The 16858-nt window shown below is 46.4% G+C and carries 13 protein-coding genes; 10 read left to right on the top strand and 3 right to left on the bottom strand.

Going from position 1 to position 16858, the window contains the following annotated elements:
- Positions 1–241 precede the first annotated feature (241 nt).
- The 4 genes from BUR09_RS08540 to argC all read left to right on the top strand — a co-directional run bounded on the left by BUR09_RS08540 (position 242) and on the right by argC (position 4307).
- Complete coding sequence (locus BUR09_RS08540) at positions 242–1429, top strand: class I SAM-dependent rRNA methyltransferase (protein WP_074217032.1); 1188 nt, start codon at positions 242–244, stop codon at positions 1427–1429.
- 353 nt (positions 1430–1782) lie between these two features.
- Complete coding sequence (locus tag BUR09_RS08535; protein WP_074216534.1) at positions 1783–2943, top strand: pyridoxal-phosphate-dependent aminotransferase family protein; 1161 nt, start codon at positions 1783–1785, stop codon at positions 2941–2943.
- 11 nt (positions 2944–2954) lie between these two features.
- A complete protein-coding gene (locus BUR09_RS08530) occupies positions 2955–3230 on the top strand; it encodes a DUF1844 domain-containing protein (protein WP_074216533.1) in 276 nt (91 codons plus the stop codon).
- 24 nt (positions 3231–3254) lie between these two features.
- Positions 3255–4307 (top strand): N-acetyl-gamma-glutamyl-phosphate reductase, encoded by a 1053-nt coding sequence (argC, locus tag BUR09_RS08525; protein WP_074216532.1) that lies wholly within the window; start codon positions 3255–3257, stop codon positions 4305–4307.
- Positions 4308–4381: 74 nt separating this feature from the next.
- On the opposite strand, the gene BUR09_RS08520 is transcribed toward argC, so the two are convergent.
- Entirely contained in the window at positions 4382–5170 is a 789-nt protein-coding gene (locus BUR09_RS08520) for a DUF4344 domain-containing metallopeptidase (protein WP_074216531.1), read from the bottom strand.
- Between the two features lie 743 nt (positions 5171–5913).
- Between BUR09_RS08520 and BUR09_RS08515 the strand changes: the two genes are divergently transcribed.
- Positions 5914–7089, top strand: coding sequence for an amino acid permease (locus tag BUR09_RS08515; protein ID WP_074216530.1), 1176 nt, complete (start codon positions 5914–5916; stop codon positions 7087–7089).
- 79 nt (positions 7090–7168) lie between these two features.
- Here the strand turns inward: BUR09_RS08515 and rdgB are convergent, their stop codons facing one another.
- On the bottom strand, positions 7169–7795 hold the full coding sequence (rdgB, locus tag BUR09_RS08510; protein WP_139296786.1) for an RdgB/HAM1 family non-canonical purine NTP pyrophosphatase: 627 nt from the start codon (positions 7793–7795) through the stop codon (positions 7169–7171).
- Between the two features lie 214 nt (positions 7796–8009).
- Positions 8010–9566: a two-component system sensor histidine kinase NtrB gene (locus tag BUR09_RS08505; protein WP_074216528.1), complete on the bottom strand. Its 1557-nt coding sequence runs from the start codon at positions 9564–9566 to the stop codon at positions 8010–8012.
- A gap of 76 nt (positions 9567–9642) precedes the next feature.
- On the opposite strand from BUR09_RS08505, the gene rimO reads away from it, so the two are divergent.
- From rimO to BUR09_RS08480, 5 genes are all read left to right on the top strand, one after another.
- The gene (gene rimO / locus BUR09_RS08500) at positions 9643–10941 is read left to right on the top strand and encodes a 30S ribosomal protein S12 methylthiotransferase RimO (protein ID WP_074216527.1); all 1299 of its coding nucleotides are present in this window, start codon (positions 9643–9645) and stop codon (positions 10939–10941) included.
- A gap of 212 nt (positions 10942–11153) precedes the next feature.
- Complete coding sequence (locus BUR09_RS08495; protein WP_074216526.1) at positions 11154–12866, top strand: 30S ribosomal protein S1; 1713 nt, start codon at positions 11154–11156, stop codon at positions 12864–12866.
- A complete protein-coding gene (gene sppA / locus BUR09_RS08490) occupies positions 12853–13755 on the top strand; it encodes a signal peptide peptidase SppA (RefSeq protein ID WP_074216525.1) in 903 nt (300 codons plus the stop codon). Before BUR09_RS08495 ends, sppA begins: the two co-directional genes overlap by 14 nt.
- A 71-nt stretch (positions 13756–13826) precedes the next feature.
- The gene (gene malQ, locus BUR09_RS08485) at positions 13827–15329 is read left to right on the top strand and encodes a 4-alpha-glucanotransferase (RefSeq protein WP_074216524.1); all 1503 of its coding nucleotides are present in this window, start codon (positions 13827–13829) and stop codon (positions 15327–15329) included.
- A gap of 195 nt (positions 15330–15524) precedes the next feature.
- On the top strand, positions 15525–16748 hold the full coding sequence (locus BUR09_RS08480) for a bifunctional nucleoside/nucleotide kinase/histidine phosphatase family protein (protein WP_074216523.1): 1224 nt from the start codon (positions 15525–15527) through the stop codon (positions 16746–16748).
- The last annotated feature ends 110 nt before the right edge of the window (positions 16749–16858 follow it).

The following is a 16858-nucleotide window of genomic DNA, read 5'->3' as shown; positions in this document are numbered from 1 at the left end:
GGTTCTCCCCCAGACCCCCTTCCAAAGACTTTTATTGGAGTACGAGTTCATCACCACCTGTACTCATTTTAGTGGGAAAGAGCTCCTTGCGGATGCAGAGTCTCCCTCTAAGCACTACCGAAAGCATGACATTTTTAATAAAAGACAGCCAGAGCTGCAGCTTCTGGCTCGGACACACAAACTGGGGCGCGAGAGCGAACCCAAACATAACAGTACGGTTTACAGGAAACCGAAAGAACAGATGAAACAATTAATTCTTAAAAAAGGTGAAGACCGTCGTATCCGCCTCGGTCACCTCTGGATTTTCAGCAACGAAGTAGACACCAAGAAAAGCCCACTCAAGGAATTTGAACCGGGCGAAAGCGCTGTAGTAGTGAACGCTCAAGGGCGTCCAATTGGTACAGCGTATGTGAACCCGAACTCTCTCATCTGCGCACGTATGATCAGCAACCGTCCTCATGAAGGACTGACTGAAGCACTACTCGACAAGCGCATTTCTCAGGCACTTACCCTGCGTGAGTCCATGTTCGACAAGCCATTCTACCGCATGGTTTTCGCAGAAGGCGATTTCCTTCCGGGTCTGGTAATTGATCGCTATGACGATCTCCTCGTAGCGCAGCTCACTACTGCGGGCATGGAAAAGATGAAAGATCAGATCACATCTGTTCTCTGTGATATCCTGCATCCTAAAGCGATTCTTTACCGCAACGACTCTGCAAACCGCCCACTCGAAGGTCTCGACCGTTATGTTGAGCAGGCTGTAGGCACTGTTCCTGCTAACATCGCTATTGAAGAAAACGGTGTAAAATTTGAAGTGCCTATGATTGAAGGTCAGAAAACCGGATGGTTCTACGATCAGCGTACCAACCGTCGTGATTTCGCTTCCTTCTGTAACGGCAAACGCGTTCTTGACGCATTCTGCTACGCTGGCAGCTTCGGCTGTAACGCTGTAAAAGCTGGAGCAAAAGAAGTTACCTTCCTGGACGCATCTAAAATTGCTCTTGATGCAGCAGTGCACAACGCAAGCCTCAACGGTTCTCCTGACAAAGTAGATACTGTATACGGCGATGCGCTCGACACATTGCAGGAACTTAAAGATTCCGGCGCACAGTTCGACGTAATCTGTGTTGACCCGCCTGCATTCATCAAGCGTAAGAAAGCATTCAAAGAAGGTCTTTCCGCATACCAGCGCGTTAACAAACTCGCTATGGATCTTGTTGTAGATGGCGGCATCGTAACCAGCTGCTCCTGTTCCCAGCACTTAAGCGCACATGACTTGAACCGCGTACTTCTGCACGCAGCATCCAAGTCCAAAACCCGCATCCAGACCCTTATTCAGGGTCATCAGGGTCCAGACCATCCTGTACACCCTGCAATGCCGGAAACTCACTACCTCAAGAGCTACACAGTACGAGTGTTCAAAAGCTAAGCTTATCCACTTTACCTTTACTCAATAAAAAAACTGGCGGGACATATGTTCCGCCAGTTTTCTTTTATATGAAAAATAAAAGGAAAGGCTGTTGTACAATCTAGCATAGCAAAGCAACACTACTGGATGTAACAACAACACAACTGCCAACATAAAAAACTGGAAAATTGCAGCACATCCCTGCTTTTATTTTTTGCGTTGCCAATGTAAAGTCTGCAGGATGATAGTAAGGTCGAATACAGGACGTGTACTCCTGTTTGCCAGACACACTACGGTTCACAACCGCAAATAGGATGGCTCTATTCGAACCCCAGTAACAAATTCAGCATTTACTACCAATTGCGGAGAAGATCATGCTTAACAAAAATAGATTGTTAGCACCGGGTCCGACCCCGGTTCCAGAACGTGTCCGTCTCGCATTAGCGCAAGACATGATCCATCACCGCAAGCCTGAGTTCAAAGCCATCATGGCGCAGGTTCAACAGCGGTTACAGAAACTTTTCGGCACCTCCCAGCCAGTTATGCCTCTGGCATGTTCCGGTACTGGTGTTATGACTGCGGCAGTAACTAACTTATTTACAGCCGGTGAAAAGGTTCTGGTTATTGAAGCTGGTAAATTCGGCGAACGCTGGGCAGAAATCTGCGAATCTAGCAACGTAGCTGTAGAAAAAATCGTCCTCGACTGGGGACAGGCTGTTTCCGCAGAAGCCGTTGCAAACATGCTGGATCTCCATCCGGACTGTAAGGGTGTACTCGTTCAGCTTTCTGAAACCTCGACCGGCGTACTACATCCTGTTGATGAAATTGCGGCAGTTACAAAAGACCGCGATGTTCTGCTTGTTGTGGACGGCATCTCTGCTGTTTCCATCTCACCATGTAATATGGATGAATGGGGCATCGACTGCCTGCTTACCGGCTCCCAGAAAGGACTTATGCTTCCTCCGGGACTCGGTCTGATCGCATGCAGCGATAAAGCATGGCAGAAAGCTGAATCCGTTACTCCTTCCTGTTTCTATTTCAACCTGCGCGCAGAAAAACAGAAAATTTTACAAGATCAAACCTTGTTTACAACACCTGTGAGTCTTATTGTTGGTCTTAACGAGAGCCTTGCAATGTTTGAAGAAACTGGATTTGATGTTGTTTTCAAAAAGCAATGGGCTTTGACCATGATGGCACGCACTGCCGTTACGGAAATGGGACTGGAGTTGCTTGCAAAAGATCACTTCACATGGGGTCTTACAAGCGTTCTGGTTCCTGAAAACGTGGATGCCAGTGAAGTGCTTGCGTATGCCAAGAAGAACTTCGGAGTTATCCTCGCCGGTGGTCAGGCTCACATGAAAGGACGTCTTATACGCATCGGGCATATGGGCTGGGTAGACTGGGCAGACCTTGCAGCTGGTCTGCATGCTTTAGCTGAAGGCTGTAAAGCATGCGGCGGCGAAATTGCGTCCGGATATCTCGAAAAAGGTCTAACCGCTTATCACAGCGCCTTGAATGCCTCTGACTTATCTTAAAGGAGCGCACCATGGCTGATCAAAACACCGAGCATAACGGCATGCCGGAAGTAACTTTTTCCACGTTCATTCTTTCTATCGGCTCTTCTGCTCTGGTACAACTCGGCGAAGTGCCAGATCCGGAAAGCGGACAGATGATGGAGAACCTGCTCGCCGCAAAACACTCCATCGACATTTTGTCCATGCTGCAGGAAAAAACAAAGACCTGCCTTGAAAATGATGAAAAGCAGCTGCTTGATACACTGCTCTACGATCTACGTATGAAATACGTAATGAAGACAAAGTAATAACTAAAACAGGATACGATGCAAATGGCACAGACTAAAGTAGGCTTAGTAGGGGTTACCGGATACACCGGAATGGAACTGATGCGCCTTTTGCAGAATCACGATCACTTCGAACTGGTACGTGTTACCTCACGTGCTGAAGCCGGTAAAAAACTACGCGACATTTACCCTTTCATGCAAGGCATGGACAACGGTGAACTGTCGATTACGGAGCCGGATGCGGATGATCTTGCACAGGCGTGTGACCTCGTTTTTCTTGCAGTACCACACCGTACTGCCATGGAAATTGCCGCTGTTCTGCTGGAAAAAGGTCTTAAAGTTGTAGACCTCTCCGCAGACTTCCGCCTGCGAAGCAAAGATGAATATGAGCACTGGTATGCTTGCGAACACACACAAGAAGGCTTGCTGGACAAAGCTGTCTACGGTCTTCCAGAGCTATACTCAGAAGCTGTCTCTCAGGCACAGCTTGTTGCAAACCCGGGCTGCTACCCGACATCTGCAATTCTTGGGCTCTACCCTGCGCTTAAAGAAGGATTCATCCTTAAGAACGGTATCGTTGTTGATTCCAAATCCGGCACCACTGGCGCAGGTCGTAAAGCTAACGTAGGCTCCCTGTTCTGCGAAGTTTCCGACAGCTTCAAAGCATACGGGCTTACCACACACCGCCATACTCCGGAAATCGAACAGGAACTCTCCGTTATTGCAAAGGACGACATCACTGTCTCCTTCAATACCCATCTGTTGCCAATTAACCGCGGTATCCTGTCCACAATCTACACAACCTTGTCTGAAGAAATGACACTGGACGATGTACATGCCATTTATGAGGAAGCCTACCGTACGCATCCGTGGGTTCGCGTTCTGCCAAAGGGCAAGCTTCCTGAAACAAAGCATGTACGTGGTACTATGTTCTGCGACATCGGCCTTGCTTTAGACAAACGCACCAACCGCCTCATCATCGTAAGCACCATCGACAACCTTTGTCGTGGAGCATCCGGTCAGGCGCTGGCAAACGCAAATCTCATGTGCGGCATCGATATTAACGAAGGACTCAAGCTCGCTCCGCTGATGCCGTAACAGCTAGTAACATACAAAAAAAGGGTGGAATCTCATTCTGACTCCACCCTTTTTTATGAGCACTACAAAATAAATTACAGACGTTCAAATGGCTTAAGCAGTGTACCCCACGCCCTAACTCTTCGTTCCGCATCAGCAACACATAGATCAAGACGCTCCTCTGAGATATCCAGCTCAAGCATCTCTTTTTCCAACTCAACATCAGGCGCTACACCGTATGCAGTACAAAAGGTGGAAAAAAATCTCTGATCATCCAAGGGATGCTCGTCAAACAAATCTCCATCTGTCACTTCTTGCAGACTTTTTCCCTCAAGGGCAAAGTAATCACCTGCTATAAGAGCCATTTCCCTGCCATCATGAAAACTGTCCAGCAACATCAATATAGCAAATTCGTCGACAACAGTCTCTTCGTTACCGGTAATCGGAAGCTCACAAATATCTACAACAGCATGTCCTAACTCATGAAAGACAGTGTGCGCCAACACCCCAACACATAGCGTATCCACTATATTTCCAGTGTCCCCAGCGCTATATTCTTTTTTAAAACGCTCACGGCACTCAGTCCAAAACGAATAGGGAATAACAATAGTTTTGGCCTCAGAATCATAGTGGGGATCCTCTTGTGCAGTATCAGTAAAGAGGATTTGAACTGAAGCAGGAAACTGAAATTTTGCGTTCATATAGTTTGTTATCTGCTCTGCAACTCCCGAAGCAACAACCTCTGACCTTGCTTCTGCCTGTTCAATATGCTTAGCCTCACCATACTGAAACGAAACAACATTTTCTGCTGCAAACACCATAGAAGCATCCACAATTACAACGCACCAAATAATAAATGTGTAGAACAGCTTCTTCAAAATCACGTAGCCTCCATTCTTTTCACAAACTCATGTCCCTTCCGGACAAGACAACATCTCATACGGCGAAACGCCACGATAAACAAATGTTGTTTTCATCACCTTTATTGAAGCGTCACTGACAAATTATAAATAAACACAACTGCTCCTTAACTATACGTGACGCTTAATTACACAGAATTGTGAGCCTTTTCGGCTCACTATATCTATAAAACTCTATACACCACACCAATTAAATACGTTCTTGTAAATAGTTGTGTCTCGTTAATAGGAAGAAAAATTTTACTATTAAATCAGACTCTTCGTGCTACACATCAAACAACTCGTAAAACGTACAGTTTTCATTAAAAAAGCTCTAACTTTTGAAATTACGAGCAATTTTTTTTATTTTTTTACATTAGAGCAATAGAAAAACTTGTAATCACTACTGCGTGCTTCACAACATAGAAATACTGATTTTGAGTGTATGTTCTCTCTTCTTATCGAATAAATACTGTCCATTTTCAGCGTGCCTCAAAAGAGCTCTTGGCGCAAAAAATAGCGCTTCTAGCCTCATCCCCTTGCATGACGGCAGCAAAAAATTGATAAAAATTCATAAGCTGAGCTCTGAGCGTACCCATCCATCGTCTGGTTACTGTTCAAAAAAACCAGTGTATTTCCCAGAAGCATCAACTTTGTACTAGTGCCTGTGCTCAAAAAGTAACCGGTTACACACCGGAGCAGGCACATCAAACTGGGAGGTTCTCTTTATGGCTACTAAGGCTTTTAGTGCTGGATGTATTGTAGCAGGCTCAACTATTGGCGCGGGCATGCTCGGCTTGCCGATGGCCGTGGGCTATCTCGGATTTACAATGAGTTGTGTACTGCTCGTCGTCATGTGGGCACTGGCATTGTATTCCGGCTTACTGCTTGTTGAGGTTGATATGCAGGTCGGGCCGGGATTAAACTTCAATAAAATGGTTAAAAAAGTATTAGGTTGGCCGGGGCAAGTTGTTGCAGTTCTGAGCCTTGGCTTCCTTCTTTATGCACTGCTTGTTGCCTACATTACAGGTATGGGCAGTATCCTTGCGAACACGCTCCACATTGCAGACAGCGGCTACGGAGCTCCGGTTTGCTCAGCGATCTTTGCCCTTATCATGGCTTTCATCGTTTTTTGTGGCACCAAGACTATTGTACGATTCAACAACCTGTTTTTTATTGTCATGGTCTGTGCCATGTCCTTCGCTTTCTTTTCACTCAGCTCCACTGTTAATTTCGACAACCTACTTGCTATTGCCCCTGACTACGACCACCTCTTAGCAAGTCTGCCAATCCTGTTCGCTGCATACGGCTATCATTTCTGTATCCCAAGTACCTGCAAGATAGTTGATGGCAACAAAGACATCCTATACTGGTCAATTATCGGTGGAACCATTGCTCCATTGATGTGCTACGTCTTATGGCTCTTCCTCACACTTGGCAGTGTGCCTATGGCTCAAATTACCCAAATGAACGGCAACGTAGACTCACTGATTGCGGCTATTTCTCAAAACTCAGTGTTTATCAAAGCAGTGCTTTCTGTTTTTGCTTCCTTCGCACTTGTTACCTCCTTCTTCGGTGTTTCCTTATCCTTATATGACCTTGCCACGGAAACACTGAACCTTAGTACCTCTCAGGCACACCGCATCATTGCAACTATCGTTGTATTTGCACCACCAATTTTGGCTTCCTACCTTTGCCCGGGCAGTTTTATCGCTGCTCTTGCTCATGCGGGTATCGGCTTTGCAGTGCTCTGTCTTTGTCTGCCATGTATCATGAGCTGGAAACTACGCAATGAACGCAACAGAACTGCAACTGAAGCACCATATGAAGTTGCTGGCGGTAAATTTACCATTGCCTTGGCTTCAGCATGCGGCGTCTTCATCATTATTGCCGCCTGCGTCTAGCATCCGCTTCTACCGACATAAAAAAAGCGCCCGTTGCTTAACGGGCGCTTTTTTATGCAAAATATAGAAAGAGCCTCTATTACTCGCAGCTGCTCCAGAATTCATCCCACTGTTCAAGAAGTGCAGCAAGCGCATTACCACGATGTGAGCGTTTATTTTTCTCTTCTCGACTGAGCAAAGCTGAAACAGCACCATCATTTGCGTCAACGAACAATGGATCATATCCAAAACCGTTATCGCCTACTTCCTCAGCACCGATAAGGCCTTCCCATGAGCCTGAGGCGGTAATACATTTACCGGACGGTGAACATGCAGACATCACACAACGAAAACGAGCTGTCCGTTTTTCATGTGGTACCCCCACCAATTCCATAAGCAATTTTTCATTATTGCGTTTATCGCGGGTTTCACCTTTCAAATTTGGAGTATCGTCGCTGTAACGTGCAGAGTATACCCCCGGAGCTTTATCCAATACGTCCACTTCAAGACCGGAATCATCAGCCACAGCAACCAGCCCTGTCAGCTTTGCAACAGTACGGGCTTTAATGAGGGAATTTTCTTCGAAGGTGTCGCCATCTTCCACAATTTCACCAATTTCAGGATACGCATCAAGACCTCGAACAGACAGGCCATACTCGCTTAAGGTTTTCTCTAGTTCTGCAATCTTGCCTGCATTGCGGGTAGCAAGCACAATAATTTTTTCCATCACTCTATCCTTGTATGAAACACACGCTAACTATGACTGAGCTACAGGCCGTGTCATCGAAGACGCACCATTATTATTCGTTACAGGGGTGTCAGGATATTTTTCATCCTGCCATCAGTATGTTGCGTCACACCCTAGTAACACATGCCGCCAGTCATCAAGCAGAAAATAGTACATACTGTCAGATACAGAACCACGCAGTCCCTACTGGCTATTATGTTTTGCGGATAAAATCATTAGATCCACCTAAGAAACTGACACTACCAGGTTTCTCCATAACAGTTTTCTCATCATGCTTTTCAACAACAGGAGGACCGAGCGAAACAGGCGGTAAATAAAATGCGAGAACAGTCCCTTTTTTCAATTTACTGCGTATTTTTACCTTACCACCCATATCCTCAATAATTTTCTTTGTCATAGCCAGCCCGAGACCTGTACCACCGGCTTTGGTGGTAAAAAATGGATTAAACAGGTGCTCAATTATATCATCCGGAATACCCTCACCAGAATCCATTATACGGATAATAACCCAATTATCAGCACTAAGTTTTGTTTCAACGCGCAGTGTTCCCCCGTCAGGCATGGCTTCAAACCCATTTTTTATGCCGTTAATTATACACTGCTTAAGTTGGTCAGGATTTCCATGCACCTTAGCAAGGTTAGAATCCAAATCAGTTGTAACAATTCCCCCTTGCGACTCAAACCTCATACGCAACAAGCCAAGTGCTTCAGAGATAACCTCATTAACGTCGATTTCATCTCCTTCACCAACTGCAGGACGAGCAAAATTGAGAATAATTTTTAAAATCTTCTCAAGACGTTGTGATTCATTAAATATTATTTTCACTTTTTTGGTATCAGTTTCATTCAAGGTCTCCTGACTTAACAAAGCTCGGGCAAAACCACCAATGGCGAACAAAGGATTGCGAATTTCATGTGCCACAAAGGCAGACATTTCCCCAATGGCTGCGAGCTTCTCTGTCTGCTGAAGCTTTCGCACCATACTATAATTCTCTGTAATATCTCTTCGAGAAAGAATAACAGACTGTATAGTACCGTCAGACGCCACAGCCGGGTATGCTGACAAACCAAAATACTGAAGGTCACCGTCGCTGGTGACTTTTGTGATGACCTGATCTGCTCGCTTTCCTGTATCAACAGCCTTGACCACCACATTATCCGGTTGTAGCGTGTACGGCAGTACATTATGTATGAGCGTCCCCTCTTCCCCTTCAAGATCGACATCACGCTGCCTGTTTAACACAGTCTTGTTAGCATCCAGAACAACGCCTTTACTATCCAGAAGCCAAAATTCCTCTTCTGACTGATCAACAAACGTACCAAAAAATCCTAACGCCCTCTCAAGACTGCAGGCTTTGCCTTCCAACAAATCAAGGGTCAAAGGCGTTTTTTTAAAAACACACAACGAATCTCCGCCGACAACGGAAACACCTGCTGGCGCACAAAGCTTAACATACTCCAAATACTCACTTTTCTCTGAAAGATCTAAGACTATATTGACATCATCAATATTCTCGCATAGCTCCTCAACACTGTCATAGAAATTGACGTCGTCAAGACATATCAAATCCGGTAGTTCCTCCTGAGGCGCGCACGCTATTGCACGCACCTTAATTTTCACCATCCCCTCCGGCAACTCTGAGAAAAGGTGTACTAACAATTCACGGAACATACGACGATAGCCTACAGTTGCTATATTAAGTGTAGTAACTTTCCCCTTGTCATTCTCGAAATGTTGCTTACTTTCCACGTACAATCTCTCCTATGACAGTGCAGCAAACACAAGATTCATTATTCAAAATAATATAGATACTGGAAACCACCCCATGATTAATATTTATTCCATAAGCCTTGGCTGCCCTAAGAACAGGGTTGATACCGAATGGCTTTTAGGTGCCGTGAGTGAAGAGATCACACCGGTTGAAGCTCCGGAAGATGCTGATCTTGTTCTCATTAACACCTGCGGTTTTATTCAGCCTGCCATTGAAGAGTCTGTACAAACAATCCTGCAGGCTGTTGCAGATATTGAGGGTATGACAGCAGGAAAGCGTCCTCTTATTGCCGTTGTCGGTTGTCTTGTTGGCCGTTTCGGTGAAAAAGATCTTTCTTCTGAAATTCCTGAAGTTGACCTGTGGCTGACAAACACCCAGATGGAAGAATGGCCTGAAATGATTGCAAAAGCGATGAAGCTTCCACTCATCAAGGACCCGCTCCGTCTTATTTCCACAGGCCCTTCATACGCGTACTTAAAAATCAGCGATGGCTGTAACCACAAATGTGCGTTCTGCACCATCCCTTCTATCCGCGGTGACTTACGCACCACTCCTGCTGAAACTGTTGTACGTGACGCTAAACATGCCCTTGCGCAGGGCGTGAAAGAACTTATATTTGTCGCTCAGGATGTAACAGCATATGGTCGCGAGTTAGGTTTGAAACACGGCCTGCGTGAGCTCTTAGATAAAATTCTGCCTCTTGAAGGTCTTGAGCGCTTACGTCTCATGTACCTGTACCCTGCCGGCTTAAGTACTGAATTCCTCAAATACTTACGTGAGGCCGGCGAACCGTTCGTGCCGTACTTTGACGTGCCTATCCAGCACGCACATCCGGATGTACTCTCCCGCATGGGGCGTCCGTTTGCACGTAACCCGCGCGAAGTAATTGACCGTATCCGCGATGTGTTCCCTGAAGCTGCCATCCGCACCAGCCTTATTGTCGGCTACCCGGGTGAAACAGAAGAACAGTGGGAATACCTGCGCGACTTCATCATCGAGACACGATTCCATCACCTTGGCATCTTCGCATATGAAGCAGAAGAAGGCACACCAGCCGCAGCCATGGAGAACCAAATCGATGATGTTGAAAAAGAATGGCGCCGTGATGCACTTATGGAAATTCAGGGTGACATCAGTGAAGATATTTTGGAGCAATACGAAGGACAGCGCATGAAGGTGCTCGTCGACAGCGAACACGACGAGTGGCCTGGACTGCATGTTGGTCGTACATGGTTCCAAGCGCCAGAAGTGGACGGCATCACCTATGTGAGTGGTCCCGGCGTACAACCAGGTGAAATGGTTGAAGCAGAAATCGTGGAGACACGTGACTATGATTTAGTCGCGCTCGCATAGTTTGCAGCAGTATTTTTTTTTTGCAGATTTTTTCTTATCACTAAGTCTAGCATATGAGAAAAATACGTAAAACTGAACAAACAGCGAGCTTAACCGACTAAAATCCTGATATTCACAGCATTTTATGTTGAATTTACAACCGTAATTTGCTAACAGTTCGCATCTCACTTTCCAAGTGGGAAAAATTTTTTTTGTTGGTTGGAGGATTCTTTATGGAAACCATGGAAAATAACTCACTCGAAGCTGAAATGAGCTTTGAGGCTGCTCTTGAAGATTACCTTAGCTCTGATTTTGGCGAGCTTGATGAAGGTTCAATCGTAAAGGGCGAAATCGTTCGCGTGGACAATGACTACGTTCTCGTTGACGTAAACTTTAAGTCAGAAGGTCAGATCCCTGCTTCCGAGTTTGCAGATGCAGACGGCGCAGTAAGCGTTGGCGTAGGGGACAAGGTGGATGTTTTCGTTGTTCGTAAGAACGAAATGGAAGGCACCATCACCCTGTCCTTTGAAAAAGCAAAACGCATGCAGATGTTCGACCAGCTCGAAGAAGTTCAGGAAAAGAACTCCGTCGTTACTGGCCGCATCGTTCGTCGTATCAAAGGTGGCTACACAGTAGACCTCGGTGGCATTGAAGCATTCCTTCCTGGCTCCCACGTTGATCTGCGCCCAGTGCCAGACATGGACGCACTCGTGAACGAAGAGTTTGAATTCCGTGTACTGAAGATCAACCGTCGTCGTAGCAACGTTATCGTTTCTCGTCGTGTACTTCTCGAAGAAGAACGCGATTCCAAACGTCAGGACCTTCTCGTTACTCTCGACGAAGGCCAGATCGTTAAAGGTAAAGCGAAAAACATCACCGAATACGGTGTATTCGTTGACCTCGGCGGCCTCGACGGTCTCTTGCATATCACTGATATGTCTTGGAAACGTATCCGCCATCCTAAAGAGCTCGTACAGCTTGGTCAGGAACTCGAGCTTAAAATCCTCAGCTTCGACAAAGAGAACCAGAAAGTATCTCTCGGTCTCAAACAGCTTGTTGAAGATCCATGGCAGGACATCACTGCTAAATTCCCTGAAGGTCAGCGTCTCAGCGGTAAGGTTACCAACCTCGTTGATTACGGTGCATTCGTGGAACTCGAGCCAGGCGTTGAAGGTCTCGTGCACATTTCCGAAATGTCCTGGACCCGTAAACTCCGTCACCCATCCCAGATGGTACGCGTAGGCGACGAAGTTGAAGTTGTTATCCTCGGCGTAGACGAAGATAAAAAACGCATCTCCCTTGGCATGAAACAGGTTAAGCCAAACCCATGGGAAATCGTTGCTGAAAAATACCCTGAAGGTACCATCCTCGAAGGTGTTATCAAAAACATCACCGAATTCGGTATGTTCATCGGTATCGAAGATGGCATTGACGGCCTGATTCACGTTTCTGACATCTCTTGGACCAAAAAGATCCGCCACCCTAACGAACTCTTCCAGGTTGGTGACACTGTACAGGCAAAAGTTCTTACAGTTGATCAGGACAGCGAGAAATTCACCCTTGGTGTTAAACAGCTTTCCGAAGATCCATGGTCTAAAGTTCCTTCCAACTACCCTAACGGTACCATCGTTGAAGGTGTTGTAACCAACATCACTGACTTTGGTCTCTTCGTTGAAGTAGAAGAAGGCATCGAAGGTCTCGTTCACGTTTCTGAAATTTCCCAGAAAAAAGTGAAGTCTCCTTCTGAAATGTTCAAAGAAGGCGTAACCATCAAAGCTAAAGTTATCCACGTTAGCGCTGAAGAACGTCGTCTTGGACTTTCCATCAAACAGCTTAAAGACGAAGAAGATCGCAAAAAGCCTCGTGAATTCCGTTCCGGCGGTTCCGATGCTGGTCAGCAGACCCTCGGCGATATCTTCAAGCAGCTTGAGGATGCAGGCGAATAAGCCCAACTTCTCGCAGAAGCATCCGCTTCTGTTTGGCATAATGCTAATTATTGCCGCAGTAGCCCTGTTCGCAGGCGCTACTGCGGCTTTACGCGTTTCAAAAGGCAACTCAATGCCTTATTTTACGCAAGATAAATTCGGCGTAATCAACGTTGAAGGCTTTATCGGTGACTCTCGTAAGGTCTCCGAATGGGCATACAAACTACGCAATAACGACTCCATCAAGGGCGTCATTGTTCGCATCAATTCTCCGGGCGGCGGTGTAGCAGCATCACAAGAGATGTACTACGCTATCAAGCGCCTTGCCGAAGTTAAGCCTGTTGTTATCTCAATGGGTACAGTAGCCGCTTCCGGCGGATACTACATTGCAGCAGCCGGACACAAAATTGTTGCAAACCCCGCAACGCTCACCGGCTCTATCGGCGTTAAAATGGAACTCCCTAACTTCAAGGGGCTGATGCAAAAAATTGGCGTTTCCTATCTTTCTCTCACAAGCGGCAAGCTCAAGGCTGCAGGTAGTCCTTTCCAGACAATGACACCGGAAGAACGTGAATATTTCCAAGCTATTATCATGGACATGTACAACCAGTTCATTGATGTCATTGTTGAAGGCCGCCACATGAAGCGGGAACAGATTCTCCCATATGCAGACGGTCGTGTCATGACTGGTCAGCAAGCTCTTGCAGCAGGTTTTGTGGACATACTCGGTGACAGAGAAACCGCCTATATGGAACTGACAAAGCTCTGTAAGCTTGACGCTCCGCTACCTCTTGAAGAAGGACCTAAGAAAGAGCAAAACTTCCTTAAGGACCTTCTCACCTCCGTTCTGGATCTTGCACCGGTTAACACCGTACGAGAACAGAACTCTATTCAACTCCTGTATAATTAAGTTTCCACCCTAGTCTCCAATGCTGCCTCCATGATATACAAGTAGAGGCAACGTTATTTTTGGAGGCTCTTATGAATATTCGCTCCAGCGGAGTACTTTTACATATTACTTCTCTTCCATCGCGATTCGGTATCGGCGATTTAGGTCCAGCTGCGTACGACTTTGCCGATTTCCTCCGATCGCACGGACAACTGTATTGGCAATTTTTGCCAACAACTCCCACAACTGAAATTATGGGCAACTCCCCCTATGCTAGCTGGTCTGCCTTTGCAGGCAATCCGCTGCTCATCAGCCCAGAACTAATGGTCGAAGACGGTATCATCACTTTTGAAGAAGTTCGCGACGCTCCTACAGGGCATGCAGCATTTGTACATTATGGAGCCACCGGCATCTACAAGGCTCATCTGCTTCGACTCGCCTATGAACGTAAGAAAGATTCCCTTAGCTCTTCAGACCGCTTTGCGAAATTTAAAGAAAACAATGCGGATTGGCTGCGGGATTATGCACGCTTTGTAACCATCATGGATGAACATCCTGGTAAGATATGGAGTGAATGGCCAGAGCCTTTAAAGTACAGGGAAGAAGAAGCACTGCTACAATGGGATGCCGATCATAAGGATGCCATTGAGTTTGAAGAATTTGTGCAGTTCATTTTCTTTTCCCAGTGGCGCAGGCTACGTGCGTACTGTAACCGGAACGGGCTGAACCTCATTGGTGATGTACCTATTTATGTCACGCATCACAGCGCCGATGTCTGGACGTCTCCACATCTGTTTAAACTTGATCATAACGGCAACCCGACACATGTGGGCGGTGTTCCACCGGACTATTTCAGCGAAACAGGCCAGCGCTGGGGGAACCCTGTATTTAACTGGGACGCTATGCGAAATGAAAATTTTGCATGGTGGGTGCAGCGCATGCAACACAACATCAAACTGGTAGATAAAATCCGGCTCGACCACTTCAGAGGGTTTGCTGGTTATTGGGAAATACCATCAGAAGAGCAGACTGCAATAAACGGGAAATGGGTGGAAGTTCCAGGCATGGAACTGTTCAGAACCTTCAGCCTACGCCTTGGAATACTCCCATTTATCGCAGAAGACCTTGGAGTCATCACAGCGGACGTGCGAGAATTGAAACAGCAGTTCTACCTACCTGGAATGAAAATTCTTCAATTCGGCTTCGGAGGTGACCTAACCCGAAATCCGGATACTCCGTTCCACCATGAACCGCACTGCGTTCTCTACACCGGCACGCATGACAACTCCACGGTGAAAGGCTGGTATGTTACTGAAGCTGGAGATCAAGGACGAAGTAACCTGCATGAATTTGTAGGCCAATGTACCGACCTTGATAATGTGCACATAACGTTTATGCGTCTTGCCATGCAGAGTGTTGCAAACACCGTAATCTTTCCGGTGCAGGACATCATCGGGCTGGACAACTCCGGCAGGATGAACACCCCATCCACTGCAGAAGGCAACTGGGAATGGCGCATGACCAAAGAACAACTGCATCATCCTATGTTCCAACGGCTCGCAGAGCTTACAGGGCTATTTGGACGCTGGACATAACCACAAGGAAGAGAGACACTACCGACCAGATTGATGCCAACTCCGCACATCATTGTGATCTGCTAAAAAATCATACTCCCACATCAGGTTAACTCGGGTTCACGCCGGACTTTTTCTCACGCGTGCACTTCACACTGTGGTCTCAATCTGTGCCCAATGAACGTTGACGACGGTTTTGCACATGCCGGAGGAACAATGCATAAGCTTTATATTGGTATGGTAGGTCTACCAGCTCGCGGTAAAACAACGGTTGCCGCAAAAATTCTTGATGGCCTCTCAAAAGAAGGTATTCGAACACAGATTTTCAATAACGGAGACCTGCGTCGTGAAATTCTAGGTGCCAAATCTTCAGAACCACAATTTTACAGCCCTACAAATCAGACAGGTAAAGCTGCGCGTGAAGAGATTGCCGTTCTCAATATGAACCGTGCTACGGAATTTTTGCAGGGCGACGGCAACGTCGCCATTCTGGATGCAACCAACGTCAGCCGTCATCGCCGTCTCACAATTGAACGCATGGCAGTCTATCCAATCCTCTGGATTGAATGCATCAATAACGATGAAGAGCTGGTCGAAGCATCTATCCTGCGCAAAACAAAGCTACCAGAATTCTCGAAACTTACAGAAGAAGAAGCCTGCATGAGCTTTAAAGAGCGCATCCAGTACTACGAGCATATCTACTCCCCGTTAGTAGATGAAAAAATGTGGGTAGCAATTGATTCCCTTCACAATCGTATTCTGAATGAAAACGTACCAAGCGGGGTGCCGTTCTATCCGAACATTCGAGATATTCTTGTTTCAGACTGGGTACGTAACCTCTATCTCGCACGCCATGGACAGACAGAATACAACGTGATGGACAGAATTGGGGGCGACTCCTCGCTGACAGAGCTTGGACACAAGCAAGCCAAAGCACTTGGTGAATATTTCAAGGGACAAGAAATTAACTACGTATTCACCAGCATGAAGCGACGCTCCAGACAGACCGCACAGTACGTGGTAGACAATATGCCAAACTGCACAGTCATTCCGCTTCTGGAATTCGATGAAATCGACGCAGGGGTATGTGAAAATTTACGATACGCTGAGATAAAAGAACAATACCCGGATATCGCCTTGGAACGTTCAGAAGATAAGTACGGTTATGTTTATCCAAAGGGCGAAGGATACATCACCTTAAAAGAACGTGTAGACAGAGGGTTGAAAAAAGCACTCTTCCTTTCTGGGAACGCGGAGCGTGTCCTTATTGTGGGACATCAGGCAATTAACCGCATGATTCTATCCCACTTCCTGTTTAGAAGACAGGAAGACGTCCCTTATATACTGGTTCCACAAAACTCGCTGTTTCACATCATCTCAACACAGCAGAAAAAACTTTTTGAGCTTGTGAAATTTATGGACGTAGATCTTAGCAACTAGGCAAAAAATAAGGGGACTCACCATTGAGTCCCTTTATTTTCGTACTTTGCTGCAACCACGCCTCTGACTTACAGCAAAATAATGTGAAACCGCCTAAACCTTACAGTTTC

It is taken from the genome of Halodesulfovibrio marinisediminis DSM 17456, assembly GCF_900129975.1.
Taxonomy (GTDB): Bacteria; Desulfobacterota; Desulfovibrionia; order Desulfovibrionales; family Desulfovibrionaceae; genus Halodesulfovibrio; species Halodesulfovibrio marinisediminis.
Note: the sequence above shows the minus strand (reverse complement) of the source record. Positions and strands in the feature narration are given on the sequence as shown.

Bases quoted from the DNA above. Each gene is read 5' to 3' on its own strand.
- BUR09_RS08540 (WP_074217032.1), top strand. From the start codon at position 242: ATGAAACAATTAATTCTTAAAAAAGGTGAAGACCGTCGTATCCGCCTC.
- BUR09_RS08535 (WP_074216534.1), top strand. From the start codon at position 1,783: ATGCTTAACAAAAATAGATTGTTAGCACCGGGTCCGACCCCGGTTCCA.
- BUR09_RS08530 (WP_074216533.1), top strand. From the start codon at position 2,955: ATGGCTGATCAAAACACCGAGCATAACGGCATGCCGGAAGTAACTTTT.
- argC (WP_074216532.1), top strand. From the start codon at position 3,255: ATGGCACAGACTAAAGTAGGCTTAGTAGGGGTTACCGGATACACCGGA.
- BUR09_RS08515 (WP_074216530.1), top strand. From the start codon at position 5,914: ATGGCTACTAAGGCTTTTAGTGCTGGATGTATTGTAGCAGGCTCAACT.
- rdgB (WP_139296786.1), bottom strand. From the start codon at position 7,795: ATGGAAAAAATTATTGTGCTTGCTACCCGCAATGCAGGCAAGATTGCA.
- rimO (WP_074216527.1), top strand. From the start codon at position 9,643: ATGATTAATATTTATTCCATAAGCCTTGGCTGCCCTAAGAACAGGGTT.
- BUR09_RS08495 (WP_074216526.1), top strand. From the start codon at position 11,154: ATGGAAACCATGGAAAATAACTCACTCGAAGCTGAAATGAGCTTTGAG.
- sppA (WP_074216525.1), top strand. From the start codon at position 12,853: ATGCAGGCGAATAAGCCCAACTTCTCGCAGAAGCATCCGCTTCTGTTT.
- malQ (WP_074216524.1), top strand. From the start codon at position 13,827: ATGAATATTCGCTCCAGCGGAGTACTTTTACATATTACTTCTCTTCCA.
- BUR09_RS08480 (WP_074216523.1), top strand. From the start codon at position 15,525: ATGCATAAGCTTTATATTGGTATGGTAGGTCTACCAGCTCGCGGTAAA.